Below are 19,405 nucleotides of genomic sequence, written 5' to 3'. Positions count from 1 at the left end.
TTCGGGTGCGGGCGCTCCCCCATCCCCGGTCCCGGCGGGGACGCGCTGATCACGCCACCGTCCGGGCGTGGTGGGTCACTCGCCGGAGTTGACGCCACCCACCAGCTTGTCGGAGAAGCGGGCGTTCTCCTTCGTCATGACGTAGAACTTGTAGAACGTGGTGTGATCGAGGTTGGTGACCGTGTGGCGGTAGCGGTCGGTGCCCGGCTGCGCGGGAAGGTCGACGACCTCCTTGAACGTCCCGGACTCCCAGTAGCCGACGCCGCGCTCGCCATCCCACTTCCACTTCCGGCCCGTCCAGTCGTAGCTGAGGCGGAACCCCTCCTCGGAGTGGGACGGGTCAGTGAACTCGACGGTTATCCGGTGTTCGTCGCCCACCTTCCACGGCGTGAGGACGAGGTCGGTCGGCGTGGCCGGATCGAGCGTGTACCACTCGGGGTAGAAGGTCGCCGGCTCCGCCACCGGCGCGGTGCCGTCCGGCACGTTCTCCAGCACCACCCTGATCTGGTGGCTGCCGACCGTGGTCGGTGCCGGGAACGAGATGCCGAACCCGTAGTTCCCGCCCTGTCCGGTGTGCGGCAGGTTGGCGAGGACCCTCCCCTGTGGCAGGGCGTTGGAGTACGCCCGGACCGAGACGGGGCCCCCGTTGGCGTCGCGTGCCCAACCGGTGATCCAGATGACGCCGCCGTGGCGGGAGTAGTACTCGACCTTCCCGGTCGGCCGCACGTCGCTCGGCGGGGTCGGGTCCTCCGGGAACGGGTCGTTGCAGATGGGCCTCGTGTCGCCCGGCTGGCACCCAGGATCGGCCGACGCGCCATGCGGCGCGGCGAGCACGAGGGTGACGGTGGCCATGGCCGTCACGGCCAGGGCGGTGCGGAGTCGTCTCATGCGGGCCAGCGTGCGGTCCCCCACTGCAAGGTGACTGGCAAGTGACGGTGACGCGCCCGGCGTAGGACCGCACGGCGGGCAGCAGGCGGTACCGGCCCGGCACCGCGCCGGCGTCGACGAGCACCAGCGACGCGCGGACCAGGCCGACCAGCGCCGACGTCACGTCCGGCGCCCCGGCCACCCGCCGCACGTCGGTGAGCGTGAAAGGGCCGGGGAAGAAGCGCAGCCGGTGCAGCAGGCGGCGTTCCGCGTCGGTCAACAGGCGGTGGCTGGCACCGATCACGTCGTCGAGCAGCCCGTCGTCGAGCGTCGCCAGGACGTCGGCCGGGGCGAGGGCCGCGACGCGTACGGCGGCACGCTCGATCGCGAGCGGAAGGGCGTCGAGTCGCCGACAGATCCGCGCCGCGAGCACCGGTTCCGGCACCGCACCCCCCGCCGTCCGCACGCGGTCGGCCAACAGCCGTGCCGCGTCCACGTCGGACAGCGGGGGTACGGCGACCACCCGCTCCCCCGGCACGCCCAGCGACCGGCGGCTGGTGACCAGCACCCGCAGCGCCGGGCAGCGGGCCAGCAATGCGGTCACCGTCGGCAGGACGTCGGTGAGCAGATGGTCGGCGTGGTCGACGACGACGAGCACGGCCCGCTCGCCGATGCCGTCGACGAGCCCATGGGTGGCCGCGACCGGCACTCCCGCCGCCTCCGCCACGACCGTGGGGAGGCGCCCCGCGTCGCGAAGCCCGGACAGGTCGACGAACCAGGGGCCGTCCGGGTCACGGCGACGCCGAGCCACCTCCTGCGCCAGTCGGGTCTTGCCCACCCCGGGCGGACCGGTCAGCGTGACCAGGCGACCGGCGTCGAGAGCGGCGGCGGTCGCGGCCAGCTCGGCCGTCCGCCCGACGAACGACGAGATGGGCGCCGGGACGTTGCCCGTCCGGACCGGTCGTCCGGCGAGGACGGTCTCGTCCTGGCGCAGGATCGCCGACTCCACGCGGCGCAGCTCCGGGCCCGGTTCGATGCCCTGTTCGTCGGCCAGGTGCGCGCGGGCCCGCCGGAGCACCGCCAGCGCCTCCGACTGCCGGCCCGCCCGGTACAGGGCTGTCGCCAGCAGCTCCCATCCGCGCTCCCGGAGCGGCTCCTCGACGACGAACGCCTCCAGCTCCCCGATCACCGTCCGGTGGCGGCCGAGCGCCAGCAGCGCCGTCATCCGCAGCTCCGTCGCAGTGGCGTGCAACGTGTCCAGTCGGGCCCGCTCCGGGATCGCGAACGCGGCCTCTCCGACGTCGGCGTAGGCCGGGCCGCGCCAGAGCGCCAGGCCTTCGCGGAGCGCCGCCTCGGCCTCCTCCGGGCACCGGTCCACCAGCGCGCCGCCGCGTGCCACGAGGGCGGCGAAGCGGTCCGCGTCCAGGCTCTCCGGCGGAATCCGCAGGGCGTACCCGGGACCGTCACGGACCAGCATCCGGCCCTTGGCGCGGGCCGGGCGGCCGGGCTCCAGCACGGCGCGCAGCCGGGCCACGTATCCGTGCAGGGTGGCGCGGCTCGCCGGCGGCCGGCTCTCCCCCCAGACGAGAGCCTCGATCCGGTCCGCCGGCATCATCCGGCCCCGGGCGGCCAGCAGCGCCGCGAGCACGGTGCGCTGTCGCCGCCCGCCCAGCGGGACCGGGTCGCCGTTCCGCCGCGCGTCGAGCGGACCCAGCACGAACAGCCGTACCCCCTCCATCGTGTCCCTCCCTCTCGGTGCCGGGTCAGCGTCGCCGCGCCGGCACCCGGAGACCAGGGTCCGCCGTCCCGGGCGGCCGGGACGCCGTCGCCTCGGCCGAACGGTCGAGTGTTCGGCGTCCCGGACGGTCGGGATCCCCGGCTCTGGTGCTCGGGTCGTTCCGGTCGGCAGGCTGGGACACCCGCTCCGACCGGTGAGGAGACCGAGTGCACGCACGACCGCCGACCGACGATGCCCGCCCGCTCGCGGCGCGGGCGGTGCTGGCCATCACGGGGGTGCTCAGCGTCGGCTCCGTGGCCGCGTGGTGGGCGGCCGCGCCGCCGTGGCATCCGTGGATGCTGTACTCGCTGGTCGACCTCGTGGTCGGCGCGATCTACGGGGTGGTGGCGTGGCTGACCCTGTCCCGACGGGCCCACCTGGCGGCATGGATCATGGCGGCGGCCGGGGTGGGCGGTGCGGTCTCGGCGGCCGCGGCGGCCTCCGACATGGTACGTTTCCGCTGGCCGGATCTTGACGTGCCGCTGCCGCTGGCCGGCATCGCGTACTGGGCCTGGGTGCCCGGCTTCTACGCGCTGGCCGTGGTGCTGCCGTGGCTGCTTCCGGTGCGGCCGCTCGGCCGAGCGGCGCGGGCCGCAGTCGGGGTCGGTGTCGCGTTCATCGTCGTGGCGCAGGTGTGCGCGGTCACTGTACCGGGGGTCCCGTGGGCACTGTCGCTGACCGGACCGGCGGCCGGGGTCCGGGCAACGGTCGATCCCTGGCTGGAGCCGGTGCTGGTGCTGCTCGCGCTGGTCGCCGCCGCCGGCGTGCTGTGGCGCCGCCGGGCCGCGCCACCGGCCCGTCGGCACGGCCTGGGCTGGCTCGCGGTCGGCACCCTGCTGCTCGCCGGGGCGTTCGTGCCGCTGGCGCTCAACCCGCTGCTGCCAGTGCGGGTGCCAACCCCCTCCGCGCCGCTGCTGATGCTCGGCGCCCAGGCCTTCTTCCCGGCGTCGGTGCTCGTCGTCGTGCTGCGCCAGCGCCTGTGGGGACTGGAGCTGGTGGTGCGCCGGACCCTCGTGTGGGCGCTGATGACCGCGCTGGTGATCGCGACGTACGTCGGGGGTGTCCTGGCGCTGCGGGCCCTGCTGCCGGCGTCGTCGGCGGTGCCCGAGGTGGTCGTGACGGCATCGTTGGCGGCGGCGTTCCAGCCGCTGCGCCACTGGGTGCAGCGGCGCGTCGACCGGCTGGTGCACGGCGACACCGGGCAGCCGCTGATGCGTCAGGTCGCCGACCGGCTGCGCGCCACGGACGGCGGCACGCAGATGCTTGACGCGGTCGCCGACGGGATCTCGGCCTCCCTCCGGCTGGCCGAGATCCGGATCGTCCTCGCCGGCGGGCCCGACTGCGTGTCACCGACGTCGGTCGCCCTGGTCAACGGCGACCGCCGGGTGGGCACGCTGCACGCCTGGCCCCGACCCGGCGAACGGCTCGACGGCCGGGCCGCCGCCGCGTTGACCGACCTCGCTCCGGTGGTGACCGCGCTCGCCGAGCTGGCCGCCGCCCAGCACGATCTGGAGCGGTCCCGCCAGGGTCTGGCCCGCGCCCGCGACGAGGAACGCCGCAAGCTGCGCCGGGATCTGCACGACGGCCTCGGCCCGGCTCTCAGCGGCGTCTCCCTGGCGCTGGCGGCGGGACGCAACATGCTCCGCCCCCACCGCCACCTGTCCGAGGTGGCGGCGGCCGACGAGCTGCTCGACCAACTGGTGGCGGAGGTGGACCGTCAGGCGGCCGGAGTACGGGAGATCGCGCGGGATCTCCTGCCGCCGCTGCTCGACGACGGGGCCCTCGGCCCGGCACTGGACCGGCTCCGCGAACGGTACGCCGCCGCCGGGTTGACCGTCCGGGTCCATGCCCCGCCCCTGCGCCTACGGGAGGAGGACGCGACGGCCGTGTACGGCATCGTGGCGGAGGCCGTCCGCAACGTGCACCGGCACGCCGGCGTCGAACGGTGCGCCGTCGACGTCTCGACCGAGCCGGACGGCCTGACGGTGAGCGTGGCCGACCACGGAGTCGGCATCGGTGGCGCGGCCGGCACGGGCGTCGGCACCCGGGCGATGCGCGAACGCGCGGAGGCGATCGGCGCCGAGCTGACGATCGGCCCGGCCCGCGCCGGTCAGACCCGCCCCGGCACCCGCGTGTGCCTGCGTCTGCGCCTGTCGGAAGGTACCCGATGAACGTGCCGACGGCGGACGGCGTCCCGGGGAACGGAGTCATCCGGGTCGCGGTGGTGGACGACCATCCGGTGTTCCGGCTCGGGATGACGGCGCTGCTGGGGACGCTGGACGGCATCGTCTGTGTCGGTGAGGCGGTCGACGTGCCGTCCGCGCTCACGCTCGTCGAGGCCCGCACTCCCGACGTCGTGCTGATGGACCTGCACCTCGGCGACCGCTCCGGGGTGGAGGCGACGCGGATGATCCGGGCCCGGCACCCGGGCGTCGCCGTGCTCGTGATCACGATGTTCGACGACGACGACTCGGTCTTCGGCGCGTTGCGGGCCGGCGCGTCCGGCTATCTCCTCAAGGGAGCGTCGCCGCCGCAGGTGGAGCGGGCGGTACGGGCCGTCGCGGACGGCGAGATGCTGCTCGGGCCGGAGATACGAGCGCGCACGGTCGGCTTCCTCACCCGGGGAACCGGCACGGTGCCGCCCTTCTCGCAGCTCACCGACCGGGAGCGGGAGGTCCTCGACCACGTGGCGCACGGGCTGGACAACCGCGCGATCGCACAGCGGCTGGCGCTCAGCCCGAAGACGGTACGCAACCACGTCTCGAACGTGCTGGTCAAGCTCGGCGTGAGCGACCGTGGGCAGGCCATCGTGCGCGCACGCGAGCAGGGCCTCGGTCGCGGCTGACCCACCCCGGTCGGCCCACGGGTGCCGTGCGGACCGGCGACGTCGTCGACGCCGAGGTCAGAGGGTGATGGCGCCGCTGATGTAGCTGGTGGCGGCGCCGCCGACCCAGAGGGTGCCGTCCGGGTCGAGGCTGATCTCGATGGTCCCGGCCCGGCCCATCCGCTTGCCCTGCGAGACGCGGTAGGTGGGAGCCGCGCCGCCGGTGGCGGTGAGCCACTGCCCGACCGAGGCGTTCATGCTGCCGCACACCGGGTCCTCGGCCACCCCGGCGCCGGGGGCGAAGGTGCGCATCTCGAAGGCGTGCGCGGACCCGGCGGGGTAGGCCCCGATCGCGCCGACCATCGCGGTCGGGATGCGGGACAGGTCGGGTTCGAGGGCGAGCACCTCCTCCGCCGTGGGCAACTGGACCACGCACCAGCCGGGCCCGTTGTCGACCCACTGGTGGGCGAGGACACGGTCACGCGTGATGCCGAACGCGGCGACGATCTCGTCGACGAACTCCTCGTCGAGCGCGCCGTCGCGGAGGAGCGGCGGGGCGGCGAAGGACAGGACGCCGTCGCCGAGGCGCACGTTGATCAGGCCGGCGCCGCACTCCTGGACGACCCGGTCGGCCCGGCGCGGTGCGCCGCCGTGGTCCAGCCACGCGCGCGCGGACCCGAGGGTGGGGTGCCCGGCGAACGGCAGTTCGCCTCCGGGGGTGAAGATCCGCAGTCGGTAGTCCGCCTCCGGGTCGGTGGGCGGCAGCACGAACGTCGTCTCGGACAGGTTCGTCCAGCGCGCGAGGCGTCGCATCTCCTCGTCGGTCAGGTCGGTCCCGTCGAGGACGACGGCGACCGGATTGCCGAGATACGGGGTCGTGGAGAACACGTCGACCTGCGCGAACGGGCGTGAGCGCGGCATAGTCGTCAGGACCTTTCGTTGGCAGCGGACATCGGTCACGGGCACCCCGCCCGTCAGCGGAGACAGGTCCATCCCAACGGATGCCCACCCGGCGGGACAGGGCCACTCACGACGAACTGGACTGGCCTGCCGGATCGTGCGGGCGCGGACGGATCCCGCACCCGGCCGGGCCGGACCTCTCCTCCGGGGAGATCGTTTTCGGCGCGGCCGGACCTCGTCACCAGCGATGGTGTCCCCCCGGTCGGGGTGTTGGTTCCCGGGACGGCCCGGATCGTCGGTGGGTAGGCCTAGCGTCTGAGGTGACCCGGTCAGCCCAGCCAAGGGAGCTCTGTGATGACGTCCCGTCTCAACCCGTACCTCACCTTCGACGGCAACGCTCGCGAGGCCATGGAGTTCTACCAGTCGGTGTTCGGCGGCCAGCTCCAGGTCAGCACGTTCGGTGAGTACGGTCCGCCCGACCCTGCCCTCGCCGACAAGGTGATGCACGCGATGCTCACCACCGATCGGGGCTACGTCCTGATGGCCTCCGACACCGCGCCCGGCATGGCGTACAACCCGGGCGACACCATCACGTGCAGCCTCAGCGGCGACCCCGGGGACGGCCTTGAGGAGGCATGGGAGAAGTTGTCCGACGGCGGCACCGTCACGATGCCGTTCGAGAAGCAGATGTGGGGCGACCTGTACGGCTCCTGCGTCGACCGGTTCGGCATCCCGTGGATGGTCAACGTGACCCAACCCCGGTGATCCGTTCCCGGTCGGGCCACGGTCACGTCGACGTCACCTCGACGCCGCCGGGCCGCCGAGGTGGTCAGTCGGCGCGGACGCCGCTCAGGACCCGCATGGCGGCACGTTCCCGGTCCGCGAGTTCGGTGAGGATCGCCGAGGCGCGGGTCAGACGGTCGGGGTCACCGGTTTCTCCGGCGGCCGTGATGTGCTGGGAGACCTCGGTCCACAACGGGGCGATCTCGGCGTACATCTGGTGACCGAGGCGGACGTCGTCGTCGTCGACGATCGTGGCGCATTCGGCGAGGAAGTCGCGGTACATGGCGCGGAACAGGGCGCCGCCGGTTCCGCCGCGTTCCATCAGCGCCGCTGTCTGCGGCAGGTCGCGGGACGGGTCGTTCGCGCGGTCGAGCCACCGCGTCACCTGTCGGGCCGCCTTGTCGATGCCGCGGTGACCGAGGTTGGCGATGGGTGGGTTCAGGAAGGCGTGCGCGTTGTCGCGGACGGCCGTCCGGATGGCGTCGCCCAGGTCGGGTCGGTCGGTGGGGCGGGCGACGGTGTAGGAGAGGTTGCGGGCGGTCATCGGTCCCCGCTCGTTGCGGGCCCGTTCCAGGCTCGTCAGCGTGGTCGTCACGGCGCCGCCCTGCTGGGCGGTGTCGACCAGGTAGGCGTGGGTGTCGTCGTAGCCGTACATCGCGACGAAGTGGCCCCCGAAGTGGACCTTCGTGGTGAAGTAGTCCAGGTGGTAGCAGTCCAGTTGCAGGCCGACCGGACGCCCGGCGGCAACGGCGGCGGCGACGTTCTGCCAGGCCTTACGGGGCGAGGCGGTCTCCTGGACGTGCAGCGTCAGGCCCAGCCGGTCGGCCACGGTCCGGGTGATCGTGGTGGGCTTGGTGCGGCCACCGAGGAACGGGAAGTCCATGTTCCTGGCATCCCAGTAGACGAAGCCCAGACCTTCGCCGAGGCCGAACAGCATGGGCTCGGACAGCTCGACGCCCTCGTGGCGCAGCAGGGCGCCAAGCGTGGTGGTCTCGCAGTGCCGGCCGGCGGGGAACGCCACGTTCTCGATGATCATCTGGCCTCCTGAGCTGCTGGTCGGGCCGGGCCGGACACGGGTCGGACCGGCCAGGCGATCTCCGTACGGAGCGCGGCCGTGGGCACGCCGGGCGCGGGTGGGACGAGGTAGCGCTCCTCGGCCGGGCCCGCCAGCGTCCGGTTCTGCTCGGCGATCCAGCGCCCCAGCGATCGGTAGGCGGTTCCGATGTCGTCGTAGCCGCCCTCGTGCACGGTCGCGGCGAGCAGGCAGGCCGACTGTTCCCCGACCGCGATGGTCGCGGTGGGCCGGGGCGGGCGTACCACCGGCACGAACAACTCCACCTCCAGGTCCGCCGCGTCGAGGTCGTCGGTGAGGTAGCAGGTCCCGGCCGGACCCGCCGGTGCGATGCCCTGCTCGGCGAGGCCGGCGAAGAGCCGCGCGAACCCGGGTGCCAACGCGTCGGCCAGCCCGCTGCGCGGGGTACGCACCCGCACGCGGGCGGTGGGCGCAGCCCCACGCCACCGTTCGTACACCTCCAGCCAGCCCGACACACGCCCCGGCTCGGCCAGCACGGCCCCCAGCCGTCCGGCGATCTCGTCCAGCCGGGCCGCCCGCGCGGCCACGCGTTCCCGGTGCCGCTCGACGACGGCGCCGGCCTGTTCCGGGGTGTCGGCCGCCAGGATCTCGGCGATCTCGGACAACGGCACCTCCAGCTCTCGCAGCCGTTGGACCAGCCCCGCCCGGGAGAACTGGTCGACGCCGTACCAGCGGTAGCCGGTATCCGGGTCGACCCACGCCGGGACGAGCAGGCCCAGTCGGTCGTAGTTTCGCAGCACTCGAACGGACAACCGGGTCGCTCGCGCGAACACCCCGATCGGCATCAACCCCGTCACCGACGCCTCCGACAGCCTCGACCATCCCCCGGGGAGAGGGTCAACCTCCGGCCCGGCCCCTGCCGCACCGACCACGGACGACATCATCGTGGAACGGTCCGGGGCCGCGGTCCGGGCCCACGTCCGGCAGACCACCGGCGTCCGCCCGGCGTACGGGGTGATGCCTTGCAAGCACGTCAACGGACGGCTATGTTAGCGATAACATCGATGAACGTAGCCGGAATGTGTTCTGGTCGCCGGCCGCGCCCGGCGCGACCGCCGCTGCGGGGACGCCCCGCCCCCGCCGAGCCACGCCTGATCCCGCTCCGGCCCCGTGACGTCCCGTCCCGCACCGTCGTCGTCGCACCGTCGCCACCGAGAAAGGCCACCCCCATGACGCTGACCCGACGAGCCTTCACCCTCGGCATGGTCGCGACCGGCGCGGCCACCGCCGCCGGGTTGACGCTCGCCCCCCGGAGGGCATCGGCCGCCACCCACACCGCCTACGTCAAGACCTACTTCACCGAGTCACCGAACCAGTCCGGGGCCGACTACGGTCTGCACCTCGCCGTCAGCCGGGACGGCCTGAACTGGACCCCGCTGAACCAGAACCGTCCGGTGGCCACGCCGACCGCCGGTGAGCTCGGTCTGCGGGACCCCTTCCTCCTTCGCAAACAGGACGGCACCTTCGTGGTGGTCGCCACCGACCTGCGCGGCACCGACTTCGCGCGCGTCAGCCAGTACCTGCACGTGTACGACTCGGCCGACCTGACCAGCTTCACCGGCTACCGGCGCATCCGGATGCACACCTACAGCAACGTCCACACCTGGGCGCCCACGGTGTTCTGGGACGCGGCCCGCGGCCAGTACGCCATCGTCTACTCGGCCAACACCACCGCGGACCTGTTCCTGGTGAACTACACGAGCGACTTCCGCACCGTCAGCGGCCCGCAGACCTACTTCAGCCCCGGATTCCCGGTGCTCGACCCGGACATCCAGGTCCACGGCGGTGTCACGTACCTGTACTACAAGAACCTGGCCGACGGTTACCTGTACGGCGCCCGGTCGAGCACCGGCGCGCCGAACAGCTTCACCACCTACACGAGCGGGCTGCGGCAGGGCAACGCCATCGAGGGGGTGCACCTGGTCCGGCGCAACGACGGCGCCGGCTGGTGGCTCTGGGGCGACTCGTTCAGCCCGGTCAACAACGACTTCTACCTGTGGTCGAGCGGCAACATCGGGAACAACTCCTGGTCGGTGCTGAACCAGCGCGACTACACCCCACCACTGAACTCGAAGCACGGCTCGGTCGTCGGCCTCACCGAGGCCGAGTACAGCGGCCTGATCAGCAGGTGGGGAACCCCGAACTGGGTGCGGCTGAAGTCGTCCAACTTCCCCGACCGCGTCGTCCGGCACCAGAACAACGTGGGCCGGATCGACCCGTACCCGCTGGAGCCGTACCAGGACCAGATGTGGCGGATGGTGCCCGGTCTCGCCGACGCCGCCGGCGTCTCCTTCGAGGCGGTGAACCGACCCGGCAGCTACCTGCGACACAGCGGCTACGCGGTCCGGCTCGACCCCGACGACGGCAGCGCCACGTTCCGCGCCGACGCCACCTTCCACCGGACGCCCGGGCTGGCCGACGCCTCCTGGACGTCGTTCCGCTCGCACAACGTCCCGGACCGCTACCTGCGCCACTCCGGATACCTGCTGCGCATCGACCCGCTGGGCGCGTCCTCCGCTCTCGTCGACCGGCAGGACGCGACCTTCCGGATCGTCTCCTAGCGGTCCGGTCCGTCCGACCCGTTCCGCCGACCGTGCGACGGCTCGGGCCGGGCCACCGACCGGTCCAACCCGCCCGTCCTCGGACGGGACCCCCAGTTCCGGAGGCCGTGATGCCATCTCCCGCCCTGAACCGTCGTTCCCTTCTCCGCGCCGCCGGCGCGACGGCCGTCGGCACCGCCGTCGCGCCGGTCCTCGGATCCCGCGCCGACGCCGGCGCCGTCCTGCCCCCGGCCCGGCCCGACATCGGCGTCTCCGCCCACGCGTTCGACCCGGGCCAGGTCCGGCTGACCGCGAGCCGCTGGCAGGACAACCAGAACCGCACGCTGGCCTACCTGCGGTTCGTCGACGTCAACCGGCTGCTCTACAACTTCCGCGCCAACCACGGCCTGTCCACGGCCGGCGCGACACCGAACGGCGGCTGGGACGCCCCCGACTTCCCGTTCCGCACCCACGTGCAGGGGCACTTCCTCAGCGCGTGGGCGTACGCCTGGGCGGTGCTCGGCGACACCACCTGCCGCGACAGGGCGACCCACGTGGTGGCCGAGCTGGCGAAGTGTCAGGCGAACAACGCCTCCGTCGGCTTCAACGCCGGCTACCTCTCCGGGTTCCCGGAGTCCGACTTCACCGCGCTGGAGAACCGCACGCTGACCAACCGCAACGTCCCCTACTACTGCGTCCACAAGACCCTCGCCGGGCTGCTCGACGTGTGGCGTCTGGTCGGCGACAACCGGGCCCGCGACGTCCTGCTGGCGCTCGCCGGCTGGGTCGACCGGCGCACCGGTCGACTCACCACCGCCCAGATGCAGGCCATGCTGGGCACCGAGTTCGGCGGCATGAACGCGGTGCTGGCCGACCTGTACCAGCAGACCGGTGACGCCCGCTGGCTGACCGTCGCGCAGCGGTTCGACCACGCCGCCGTGTTCGACCCGCTCGCGGCGAACCAGGACCGGCTCAACGGACTGCACGCCAACACCCAGGTGCCGAAGTGGATCGGCGCCGCCCGGGAGTTCAAGGCCACCGGCGTCACCCGTTACCGGGACATCGCCGCCAACGCGTGGTCCATCACCGTCGACGCGCACACCTACGTGATCGGTGGCAACAGCCAGGCCGAGCACTTCCGGGCCCCCGACGCCATCGCCGGATACCTGCGCAGCGACACCTGCGAGGCGTGCAACACCTACAACATGCTCCGGCTGACCCGGGAGCTGTGGCAGTTGGACCCGAACCGGGTCGCGTACGTCGACTACTACGAGCGGGCGCTGCTCAACCACCTGATCGGGCAGCAGAACCCGGCCGACGCCCGCGGGCACGTCACCTACTTCACGCCGCTGCACCCGGGCGGTCGGCGGGGCGTCGGCCCGGCCTGGGGCGGCGGCACCTGGAGCACCGACCACCACTCCTTCTGGTGCTGCCAGGGCACCGGCCTGGAGACCAACACCACGCTGATGGACTCGATCTACTTCCAGAACGGCACGACGCTGACGGTGAACCTGTTCATGCCGTCGGTGCTCGACTGGACGCGACGCGGCATCACCGTCACCCAGACCACCGCCTACCCGGTCAGCGACACCACCACCCTGACCGTCACCGGATCGGTCGGCGGGTCGTGGACGATGCGGATCCGGATCCCGGCGTGGACGAGCGGGGCGACCGTCAGTGTCAACGGCACGCCGCAGCAGATCGCCACGACGCCGGGCACCTACGCCGTCCTGAACCGGGCCTGGACCTCGGGCGACGTCGTCACGGTCCGCCTGCCGATGCGCGTCGTCATGGCCGCCGCCAACGACGACGCGGCGGTCCAGGCGATCACGTACGGCCCGGTGGTGCTGTCCGGCGACTACGGCGACACCGCCCTGAGCAGGCTTCCCGCGCTGGACGTCGGCTCGGTCCGACGGACCGGCGACAGCACCCTGGCGTTCACCGCCGTCGCCGACGGCGCGCCGGTCCGGCTCGGACCCTTCTACGACGCCCACGGACACAACTACACGGTGTACTGGCGTGTCGGCACCGGCGGCGACGCCAGTTTCCGCCTCGCCAACGCGGCCAGCGGTCTCGTGCTCGGCATCCAGGACATGTCCACCGCCGACGGCGGACTCGCGCTCCAGTGGGGCGACACCGGCACCGCCGACCACGACTGGCAGATGCTGGTCGACGGTGCGGCCGTCCGGCTGCGCAACGTGCACAGCGGCAAGGTGCTCGGCGTGGAGAACATGTCCACCGCCGACAACGCGCGGGTTCTCCAGTGGGCGGACAACGGCACCGCCGACCATCTCTGGACGGTGGTCGACGTCGGCGACGGCACCCACAAGCTGCGCAACGTGCACAGCGGCAAGCTGCTCGCCATCTCGGGGGGCGCCACCGGCCAGGGCGCCCTGGCGGTGCAGGACCGGGACGACGGCAGCCCGGACAACCAGTGGCGGTTCCTGCCGAATGGGGCCCGGCGGATCCAGAACCTCGCCAGCGGCCTGGTGCTCGGTGTGCGGGACATGTCCACCGCCGACGGCGGTCTCGTCATCCAGTGGGGTGACAGCGGCACCGCCGACCACCTCTGGACCGCGATCGTGGACGGCGGTCACCTCCGGCTGCGCAACTCGCACAGCGGCAAGGTGCTCGCCGTCGAGGGTAGCGCCACCGCCGGTGCCCGGATCGTGCAGTGGGCCGACAACGGTGCCCTGAACCACCGGTGGCGACTGCGGTACGGCGGTGGTGGCTACTTCCGCATCCAGTGCGCCGACGGCGGTCGGGTCCTCGGCGTCAGCGGCGGTTCCCGCAACCAGGGAGCCCAGGTCGTGCTCGGCGACGACAGCGGTGCCGCCGACCAGCGCTGGCGGTTCGTGTGACCCGTCGGACACCGGTCGCCGGCCGGTGACCCACGACGCGACCGGCCGGCCCCGGGAGGGGGCCGGCCGGCGGTGGTCGTGCCGTTCGTCTGACCGTGCGGGCCTGGGTCGGCGGCGTGGGTCCGGCTCGGGAGGGGCTATTCCAGGTGGAAGGTGGCCGAGGCCCGCTCGGCCGTCGAGTTCACCGCCTCCAGGTGGAGCAGCCCGTCCCGGTGGCGTACGTACCGGCCCGGGAAGTTCTGCGACTCCAGCGAGAGCCCCGAGGCGTCGGCCAGGCCGGCCCGCCGCTGGAAGCTCGCGTCCGCGTCGAAGAGCGCCGTGCCGTCGTCCCGCTCGACGTACAGGGCGAAGCCCCGGTGCCGCAGGTAGTAGCCGGGATTGTTGGTCGACTCCAGCGACACCGAGCCGGCCCCGGCGAGCCCGGTGACGATGCGGAACTGCGAGTCGGCCAGGTTGGTGACGTTCGGCTCGACCCGGGCCCGGTAGTCGTAGTGCCGCAGGTAGCTGGTGGACAGGTCGTGCGAGCGCAACCGGACCGGCGTGACGCCGTCGGGCACCGGGATGCCGAGGTTCGGGGTGCCGTCCGCGTTCCAGTACAGCTTCTGGATCCGGGTCCGTCGGTTCGGGTCGTCGAGCGGGTCACCGACGATGTCCCGGTAGTTGCGGTCGTGGTAGACCAGGATGTCGCTCTGCCCGTCCTCGGAGACGGTGAACGAGTTGTGTCCGGGGCCGTACTGGCCGGTGGCGGCGTTGCTGGCGAACACCGGGGTGGGGCTCTTGCTCCAGGCGGCCGGGTCGAGCAGGTTCGCCGTGGCGGAGGCGGTCAGCATCCCGAGGCAGTAGTTGGCGTCCGTCGCGCTCGCCGAGTAGGTCAGGAAGACCCGGCCGTTGCGCTGGATCACCGCCGGTCCCTCGGCCACCCGGAACCCCCGGGTCTCCCAGTCGTACGTCGGCACGACCAGCCGGGTCACCGTGCCGGTGATCTGCCAGGGGTTGGCGCCCATCCGGGCGAGGTAGACGTTGGAGTTGGTGGAGATGCCCGGCTCCTGCTGCGCCCAGGTCAGGTAGCGCACACCGTTGACCACGAAGGTCGAGGCGTCCAGGCTGAAGGTGTCCCACGGCGTGGTGATCCGGCCGCGTTCGGTCCACGAGCCGGTCAGCGGGTTCGCGCTCGCGTTCTCCAGCACGTACATCCGGATCCGCCACACGTCGTCGGTCCGCCCCGCGGCGAAGTAGACGTACCACCGGTTGTTGATGAAGTGGATCTCGGGTGCCCAGATGTGGGCGCCCATCTCCCCGCTGGCGTGCCGGTACCAGATCGTCGTCTCGGGGGCCGTGGCCAGGCCCTGCAGGGTGGACGCGCGGCGCAGCACGATCCGGTCGTACTGCGGCACGGTGGCCGTCAGGTAGTAGTAGCCGTCGGTGTGCCGGACGATGTGCGGGTCGGCGCGCTGGTTCGCCAGCGGGTTCGTGTAGGTGACCGCGGGGGCGGCGTGCGCGGGCCCGGCCACCGGCAGGCCGGCCGAGACGGCGAGGGTCACCAGTACGGCGGCCAGGGTCGCCCGTAGCCACCGGCGGGCGGGGTGGCCGGTGTGGTCCGGGCGGGCGGGCCGACGGGGGGCGGGCCTGGTGCGGCGGGGTGGGGGCATCGTTCCTCCAGGACGTCGCGGACGGTCGTCGGTCAGAAGAGGTAGGGCCACCCGGCGGCGTCGTACCCGATCCGGTTGATGCCGAGCAGCGACACCCCGTTGTCGGCGTAGTAGTGGTAGAAGAGCAGGTCGCCGTCGTGGTCCGCGAGCACGGCCGGATGGCCGGGGCCGTGGACGCTGCCGTGCGAGGCGAGGATCTCCGTGCCGCCGCCGGAGAGCATGTTCCGGCCGGCGCGGTCGAGGAACGGCCCGGTCGGGGCGGCGGAGCGACCGACCATCGTCCGGTAGGTGCTGGCGGCGCCCTGGCAGCAGCGGTCGAACGAGACGTACAGGTAGTACCAGGCGCCCCGCTTGACGATGACGGGAGCCTCGATGCCGGGTCCGTAGGAGGCCAGGCTGTGCATCGCCGTGCCCGACCGTCGCCCGGTGGCGGGGTCGATCGGGACGAGTTTGATGCCGGACCAGAACGAGCCGAAGCTCAACCACCAGCGGCCCTGGTCGTCGATCGTCAGGTTCGGGTCGATGGCGTTGAAGTTGTCGCTGGTGCGCGACTCGACGACCAGGCCCTCGTGGGTCCAGCTGCCCGACGCGCCGGTGGTGCTGGTGGCGAGGAAGATCGCCGACCGGTTCGAGCCGAAGGTCGACGCCGAGTAGTACAGGAGGTAGCGACCATTGTGGTACGACAGGTCCGGCGCCCAGAGGTTGCGGCTGCCGTTGGTGTAGGTGGTGGTCCACGGCGCGCCACCGGGGAAGACCGCGCCGGCGTTGCGGAAGGTGATCCGGTCGGTGGAGGTCTTCAGCGCGACGTTGGTGCCGGTGTGGGCGACGAGGTAGCCGCCCTCGGGGCGTTTGACGACCGTCGGGTCGTGCACGCCGATGTCCCCGGCGACCCGGCCCGGCTGGGGGTAGGCCGCCACCGCGACGTCCGTGGACGCGGCGGCCGGCCGGCTGCCGCCGGGAGGCCCCTGGTCGGTCCCGACGGTGCCCCGGTGGCCGGGGGTCGTGCCGGGGCTCGCCGCTGATCCCGGGGGTGACCCGACCAGCACACCGGCGGCCACCAGCGTCGCCACCGCCACCCCGGCTGCCGACCATGCCCGCCAGCCGCGGCACCGGGAACCCACCGGCGGCATCTCGGTTCTCGTCTCCATGCCACTCCTTCCGTGAAGCCTGATCGGTACCGATGCGGCGATCCGCCGCGTCGGGGCGGGCGTCGCCCGTCCGGGTATGTCGGTCGACGTCGTGGCCGCGCGTCCTGTCGGTCCGGCCGTCGGCCTCACTCCCCGGACGGGACGGCGACCGGGCTGCCGAGGCGGACGGGCGTCCCGAAGTTGGGCGTGCCGTCGGCGTTCCAGGTGAACCGCTGCGCCCGGGTGGACCGGTTCATGTCGCAACCGCCGCCCGCCGAGTCGTTCGCGTGGTAGACGATCCAGCTCTCGGTGCCGTCCGGGGACGTGAAGAAGCCGTTGTGGCCCGGCGCGAAGACACCGTTGGCGTCGTTGCGCTGGAACACCGGTTCCGGTTTCTTCGTCCAGTGCGCCGGGTTGAGCGGGTCGCTGCCGGTGAGGGTCAACAGGCCGAGCTTGTAGTCCGGTCCCCAACAGGCGCTGGCCGAGTAGACGATCATGGTGCGTCCGTTGTGGTACAGCGGCTCCGGACCCTCGGCCACCGGGTGGGTCTGCCGTTCCCAGGGCAGCGTGGGCGAGGTCAGCCGGACCCGGCTGCCCGACAGCGTCCACGGGTTGCTCATCGGGGTGATGAACAGGCTCTGGCCGTAGCTGCCACCGGCGTTGTAGGTGCCCATCAGGTAGAGCCGGTTGGCGACGGTCAGGATGCTGGCGTCGAGCTGCCAGTCCGCGCCGAGGTCGGCCTTGAAGGTGTACGGACCCATCGGGTCGGTGCCGGCGCTCTCCAGGACGTGCAGGCGTTGCGTCGGGTTGAAGTCGGGGACGTTCTGGCCCGCGGTGTAGTAGAGGTACCAGCGGGGACCGTTCGGACCGTTGATCAGGTGGAACTCCGGTGCCCACATGTTGCAGCAGCCGTTCGGCCGCCCCGACAGGTTGAAGACGACCTGGTCCGGGGCGGTGGACAACCCGCCGAGCGTGGCGGACCGGCGCATGGTGATCGTCGAGTTCCACGTGGTGGTGGCCAGGTAGTAGTAGCCGTTGTGGTGGGTCAGCCACGGGTCCGGGCCGTTGCGCTTGATCGGGTTGGTGAACGTCCGTCCCGGGTTGCCGCCGAGCCGGACCAGTTGCCACTGCTGGTTCGCCCCGTCGAGGTTCTGGTAACCGGCCAGCACCCCACCGTCGGCCGTGGACCAGTTCCACACGTCGATGACCTTGCCGCTGTGCCGGTTGACGAAGCGGACGAACCCGTCCGCCGAGTCCTGCAACCGGAACTGCTGCGTCGCGGCCCCGCTGTCGGTCCGCTGCACCAACTGGGTTCCGTCCGCCGCGCTCGGCAGGTCCAGCACCTTCCCGCTGTGCCGGGAACGGATCCGGTAGTAGCCTCCGCCCGCGTCGACGAACTGCCACTGCTGCACCGCGAGGTCGTTGCGCGTCCACTGGTTGACCGGCGCGTCGTCGGCCGTCGACCAGTCGTAGACGTCCATCGCCCTGCCGCTGTGTCGGTTGACGAACACGTACGTCGCCCCGACGTCCACCGTCGCCGCCCACGCCGGCGACGGCCCGGCCGGCCCGCCGACCGCCACCAGGCCGACCGTCACCAGGGTCACCACCGCCACTGCGGCGGCTGCCAACGCCCGCAGGCCCCGCCATCGCGGACCGGGCCGGGGCACCGCGTCGTCCACCTTCATGAACTTCCTCCCTATCGACAGCCGATGCCGGATCGGGCAGCGGTGTGACGGCGCCGCCGCGCGGGGCTCGTGGACACCCTCCGCCGGGAGACGCACCGGCAGGGCGGGTGGGTGACGGCGACAGTGCACCGAGATGACACAGCAATGTTCGCGTTAACATTTACGGATGTCAAGGAAAGCGCTTCACCGGCGACCCGGTCAGCGGGATGGTGGGGCGGCGACGCTGTTCCGGGCGACCAGGGTCGGCGCGATGGTCCGGCGCAGCGCGCCACCGGTGGCCGACTCGATCTGCGCCAGCAGCAGGTCCAGGCTCGCCCGGGCGACCGCGACGAAATCCGGCCGCACCGTGGTCAACGGCGGGATGAAGTACGCGGCCTCCGGCACGTCGTCGAAACCCACCACGCTGATCTCGTCCGGCACCCGCCGGCCCTGCTCGTGCAGGGCACGCAGCACGCCGAGGGCCAGATGGTCGTTGGCGGTGAAGACCGCGGTGACCTCCGGCATCCGGGCCAGCATCTGCCCGCAGCGGTATCCGGCGGCGGCGGACCAGTCCGCCGGCACCAGGGGCGGGACCTCGACGCCGGCAGCCTGCAACGCCTCGCGCCACCCCTCGATCCGGCCGGCGCTGTCGAACCAGTCCGGCGGCCCGGACACGTGCCAGACCGTACGGTGCCCGGCGTCGAGGAGGTGCTGGGTGGCGGCCCGGGCGCCGGCGACCTGGTCCACCGTCACCAGCGGAACCGGTCGACGCGGGTCACCGTCGACGGTCACCAGCGGAACGTCCTGGGGCAGTCGTTCGAGGGCCTCGCCGGCCGACTCGACCGGCGCGATCACCACGATGCCCGCCACCCGGTGGGCCAGGTGCCGCTCGACCGCCGCCGAGATCGACCGGTGGTCCAGATCCCGCACACTGCCGACGCTGACCGCGAAGCCGGCCTCGGCGGCCTCCTGCTCCAGGGCGGCCAGCAGGGACGCCGGGCCGTAGAGGGTGGTGTTCTGGGCGACCACGCCGATCACCTGGGACCGGCCGGTGACCAGCGCGCGGGCCGCCCGGTTGGGGCGGTAGCCCAGTTCGGCGATCGCGGCCTGGACCCGCAGCCGGGTCTGCTCGCGCACGTTGGGGTGCCCGTTGAGCACCCGGGACACCGTCTGGTGGGAAACCCCGGCGAGGCGAGCCACGTCCGTCATCGCAGGACCGCGCACGGCCACCTCACTCTCCCCCGCCTGCCCGTCGGCGACCACGGCCCTCGACGTCGACTGGCGAAACGGCCCGGTGCGCGAACTCGCTCTCGCAGCCGC

The 19,405-nt window shown here is 72.6% G+C and carries 14 protein-coding genes; 5 read left to right on the top strand and 9 right to left on the bottom strand.

The window, feature by feature from the left end:
- Nucleotides 1-75: 75 nt before the first annotated feature.
- The gene (locus GA0070618_RS33625; protein ID WP_143740377.1) at nt 76-378 is read right to left on the bottom strand and encodes a hypothetical protein; all 303 of its coding nucleotides are present in this window, start codon (nt 376-378) and stop codon (nt 76-78) included.
- Nucleotides 341-2,605: an AfsR/SARP family transcriptional regulator gene (locus GA0070618_RS23135; protein ID WP_088983498.1), complete on the bottom strand. Its 2,265-nt coding sequence runs from the start codon at nt 2,603-2,605 to the stop codon at nt 341-343. Before GA0070618_RS23135 ends, GA0070618_RS33625 begins: the two co-directional genes overlap by 38 nt.
- A 206-nt stretch (nt 2,606-2,811) precedes the next feature.
- Between GA0070618_RS23135 and GA0070618_RS23130 the strand changes: the two genes are divergently transcribed.
- Entirely contained in the window at nt 2,812-4,815 is a 2,004-nt protein-coding gene (locus tag GA0070618_RS23130; RefSeq protein WP_088983497.1) for an ATP-binding protein, read from the top strand.
- Entirely contained in the window at nt 4,812-5,489 is a 678-nt protein-coding gene (locus GA0070618_RS23125; protein WP_088983496.1) for a response regulator, read from the top strand. The genes GA0070618_RS23130 and GA0070618_RS23125 overlap by 4 nt, the downstream gene beginning before the upstream one ends.
- A gap of 57 nt (nt 5,490-5,546) precedes the next feature.
- On the opposite strand, the gene GA0070618_RS23120 is transcribed toward GA0070618_RS23125, so the two are convergent.
- Nucleotides 5,547-6,389, bottom strand: a complete 843-nt coding sequence (locus GA0070618_RS23120; protein WP_088983495.1) for a PhzF family phenazine biosynthesis protein — start codon at nt 6,387-6,389, stop codon at nt 5,547-5,549.
- A 333-nt stretch (nt 6,390-6,722) separates the two neighbouring features.
- Here GA0070618_RS23120 and GA0070618_RS23115 point away from each other — a divergent pair, with 333 nt between their 5' ends.
- On the top strand, nt 6,723-7,133 hold the full coding sequence (locus GA0070618_RS23115; RefSeq protein ID WP_088983494.1) for a VOC family protein: 411 nt from the start codon (nt 6,723-6,725) through the stop codon (nt 7,131-7,133).
- 64 nt (nt 7,134-7,197) lie between these two features.
- Here GA0070618_RS23115 and GA0070618_RS23110 read toward each other — a convergent pair whose 3' ends face one another.
- Together GA0070618_RS23110 and GA0070618_RS23105 are read right to left on the bottom strand one after the other, a co-directional pair.
- A complete protein-coding gene (locus GA0070618_RS23110; RefSeq protein ID WP_088983493.1) occupies nt 7,198-8,187 on the bottom strand; it encodes a BtrH N-terminal domain-containing protein in 990 nt (329 codons plus the stop codon).
- Nucleotides 8,184-9,041 carry a MerR family transcriptional regulator gene (locus tag GA0070618_RS23105; RefSeq protein WP_088983492.1) on the bottom strand — a complete coding sequence of 286 codons (858 nt, stop codon included), beginning with the start codon at nt 9,039-9,041 and terminating at the stop codon, nt 8,184-8,186. Before GA0070618_RS23105 ends, GA0070618_RS23110 begins: the two co-directional genes overlap by 4 nt.
- A 372-nt stretch (nt 9,042-9,413) precedes the next feature.
- Here GA0070618_RS23105 and GA0070618_RS23100 point away from each other — a divergent pair, with 372 nt between their 5' ends.
- Complete coding sequence (locus GA0070618_RS23100) at nt 9,414-10,805, top strand: glycoside hydrolase family 43 protein (protein WP_088983491.1); 1,392 nt, start codon at nt 9,414-9,416, stop codon at nt 10,803-10,805.
- A gap of 110 nt (nt 10,806-10,915) precedes the next feature.
- Complete coding sequence (locus GA0070618_RS23095) at nt 10,916-13,645, top strand: beta-L-arabinofuranosidase domain-containing protein (protein WP_088983490.1); 2,730 nt, start codon at nt 10,916-10,918, stop codon at nt 13,643-13,645.
- 137 nt (nt 13,646-13,782) lie between these two features.
- On the opposite strand, the gene GA0070618_RS23090 is transcribed toward GA0070618_RS23095, so the two are convergent.
- From GA0070618_RS23090 to GA0070618_RS23075, 4 genes are all read right to left on the bottom strand, one after another.
- Complete coding sequence (locus tag GA0070618_RS23090; RefSeq protein WP_088983489.1) at nt 13,783-15,294, bottom strand: family 43 glycosylhydrolase; 1,512 nt, start codon at nt 15,292-15,294, stop codon at nt 13,783-13,785.
- A 32-nt stretch (nt 15,295-15,326) separates the two neighbouring features.
- The gene (locus tag GA0070618_RS23085; protein WP_231931416.1) at nt 15,327-16,442 is read right to left on the bottom strand and encodes an arabinan endo-1,5-alpha-L-arabinosidase; all 1,116 of its coding nucleotides are present in this window, start codon (nt 16,440-16,442) and stop codon (nt 15,327-15,329) included.
- A gap of 125 nt (nt 16,443-16,567) precedes the next feature.
- The gene (locus GA0070618_RS23080; RefSeq protein ID WP_088983488.1) at nt 16,568-18,106 is read right to left on the bottom strand and encodes a family 43 glycosylhydrolase; all 1,539 of its coding nucleotides are present in this window, start codon (nt 18,104-18,106) and stop codon (nt 16,568-16,570) included.
- A 198-nt stretch (nt 18,107-18,304) separates the two neighbouring features.
- Complete coding sequence (locus GA0070618_RS23075; RefSeq protein WP_172900321.1) at nt 18,305-19,294, bottom strand: LacI family DNA-binding transcriptional regulator; 990 nt, start codon at nt 19,292-19,294, stop codon at nt 18,305-18,307.
- Between the last annotated feature and the right edge of the window lie 111 nt (nt 19,295-19,405).

The organism is Micromonospora echinospora (assembly GCF_900091495.1).
Lineage (GTDB): Bacteria > Actinomycetota > Actinomycetes > Mycobacteriales > Micromonosporaceae > Micromonospora > Micromonospora echinospora.
Note: the sequence above shows the minus strand (reverse complement) of the source record. Positions and strands in the feature narration are given on the sequence as shown.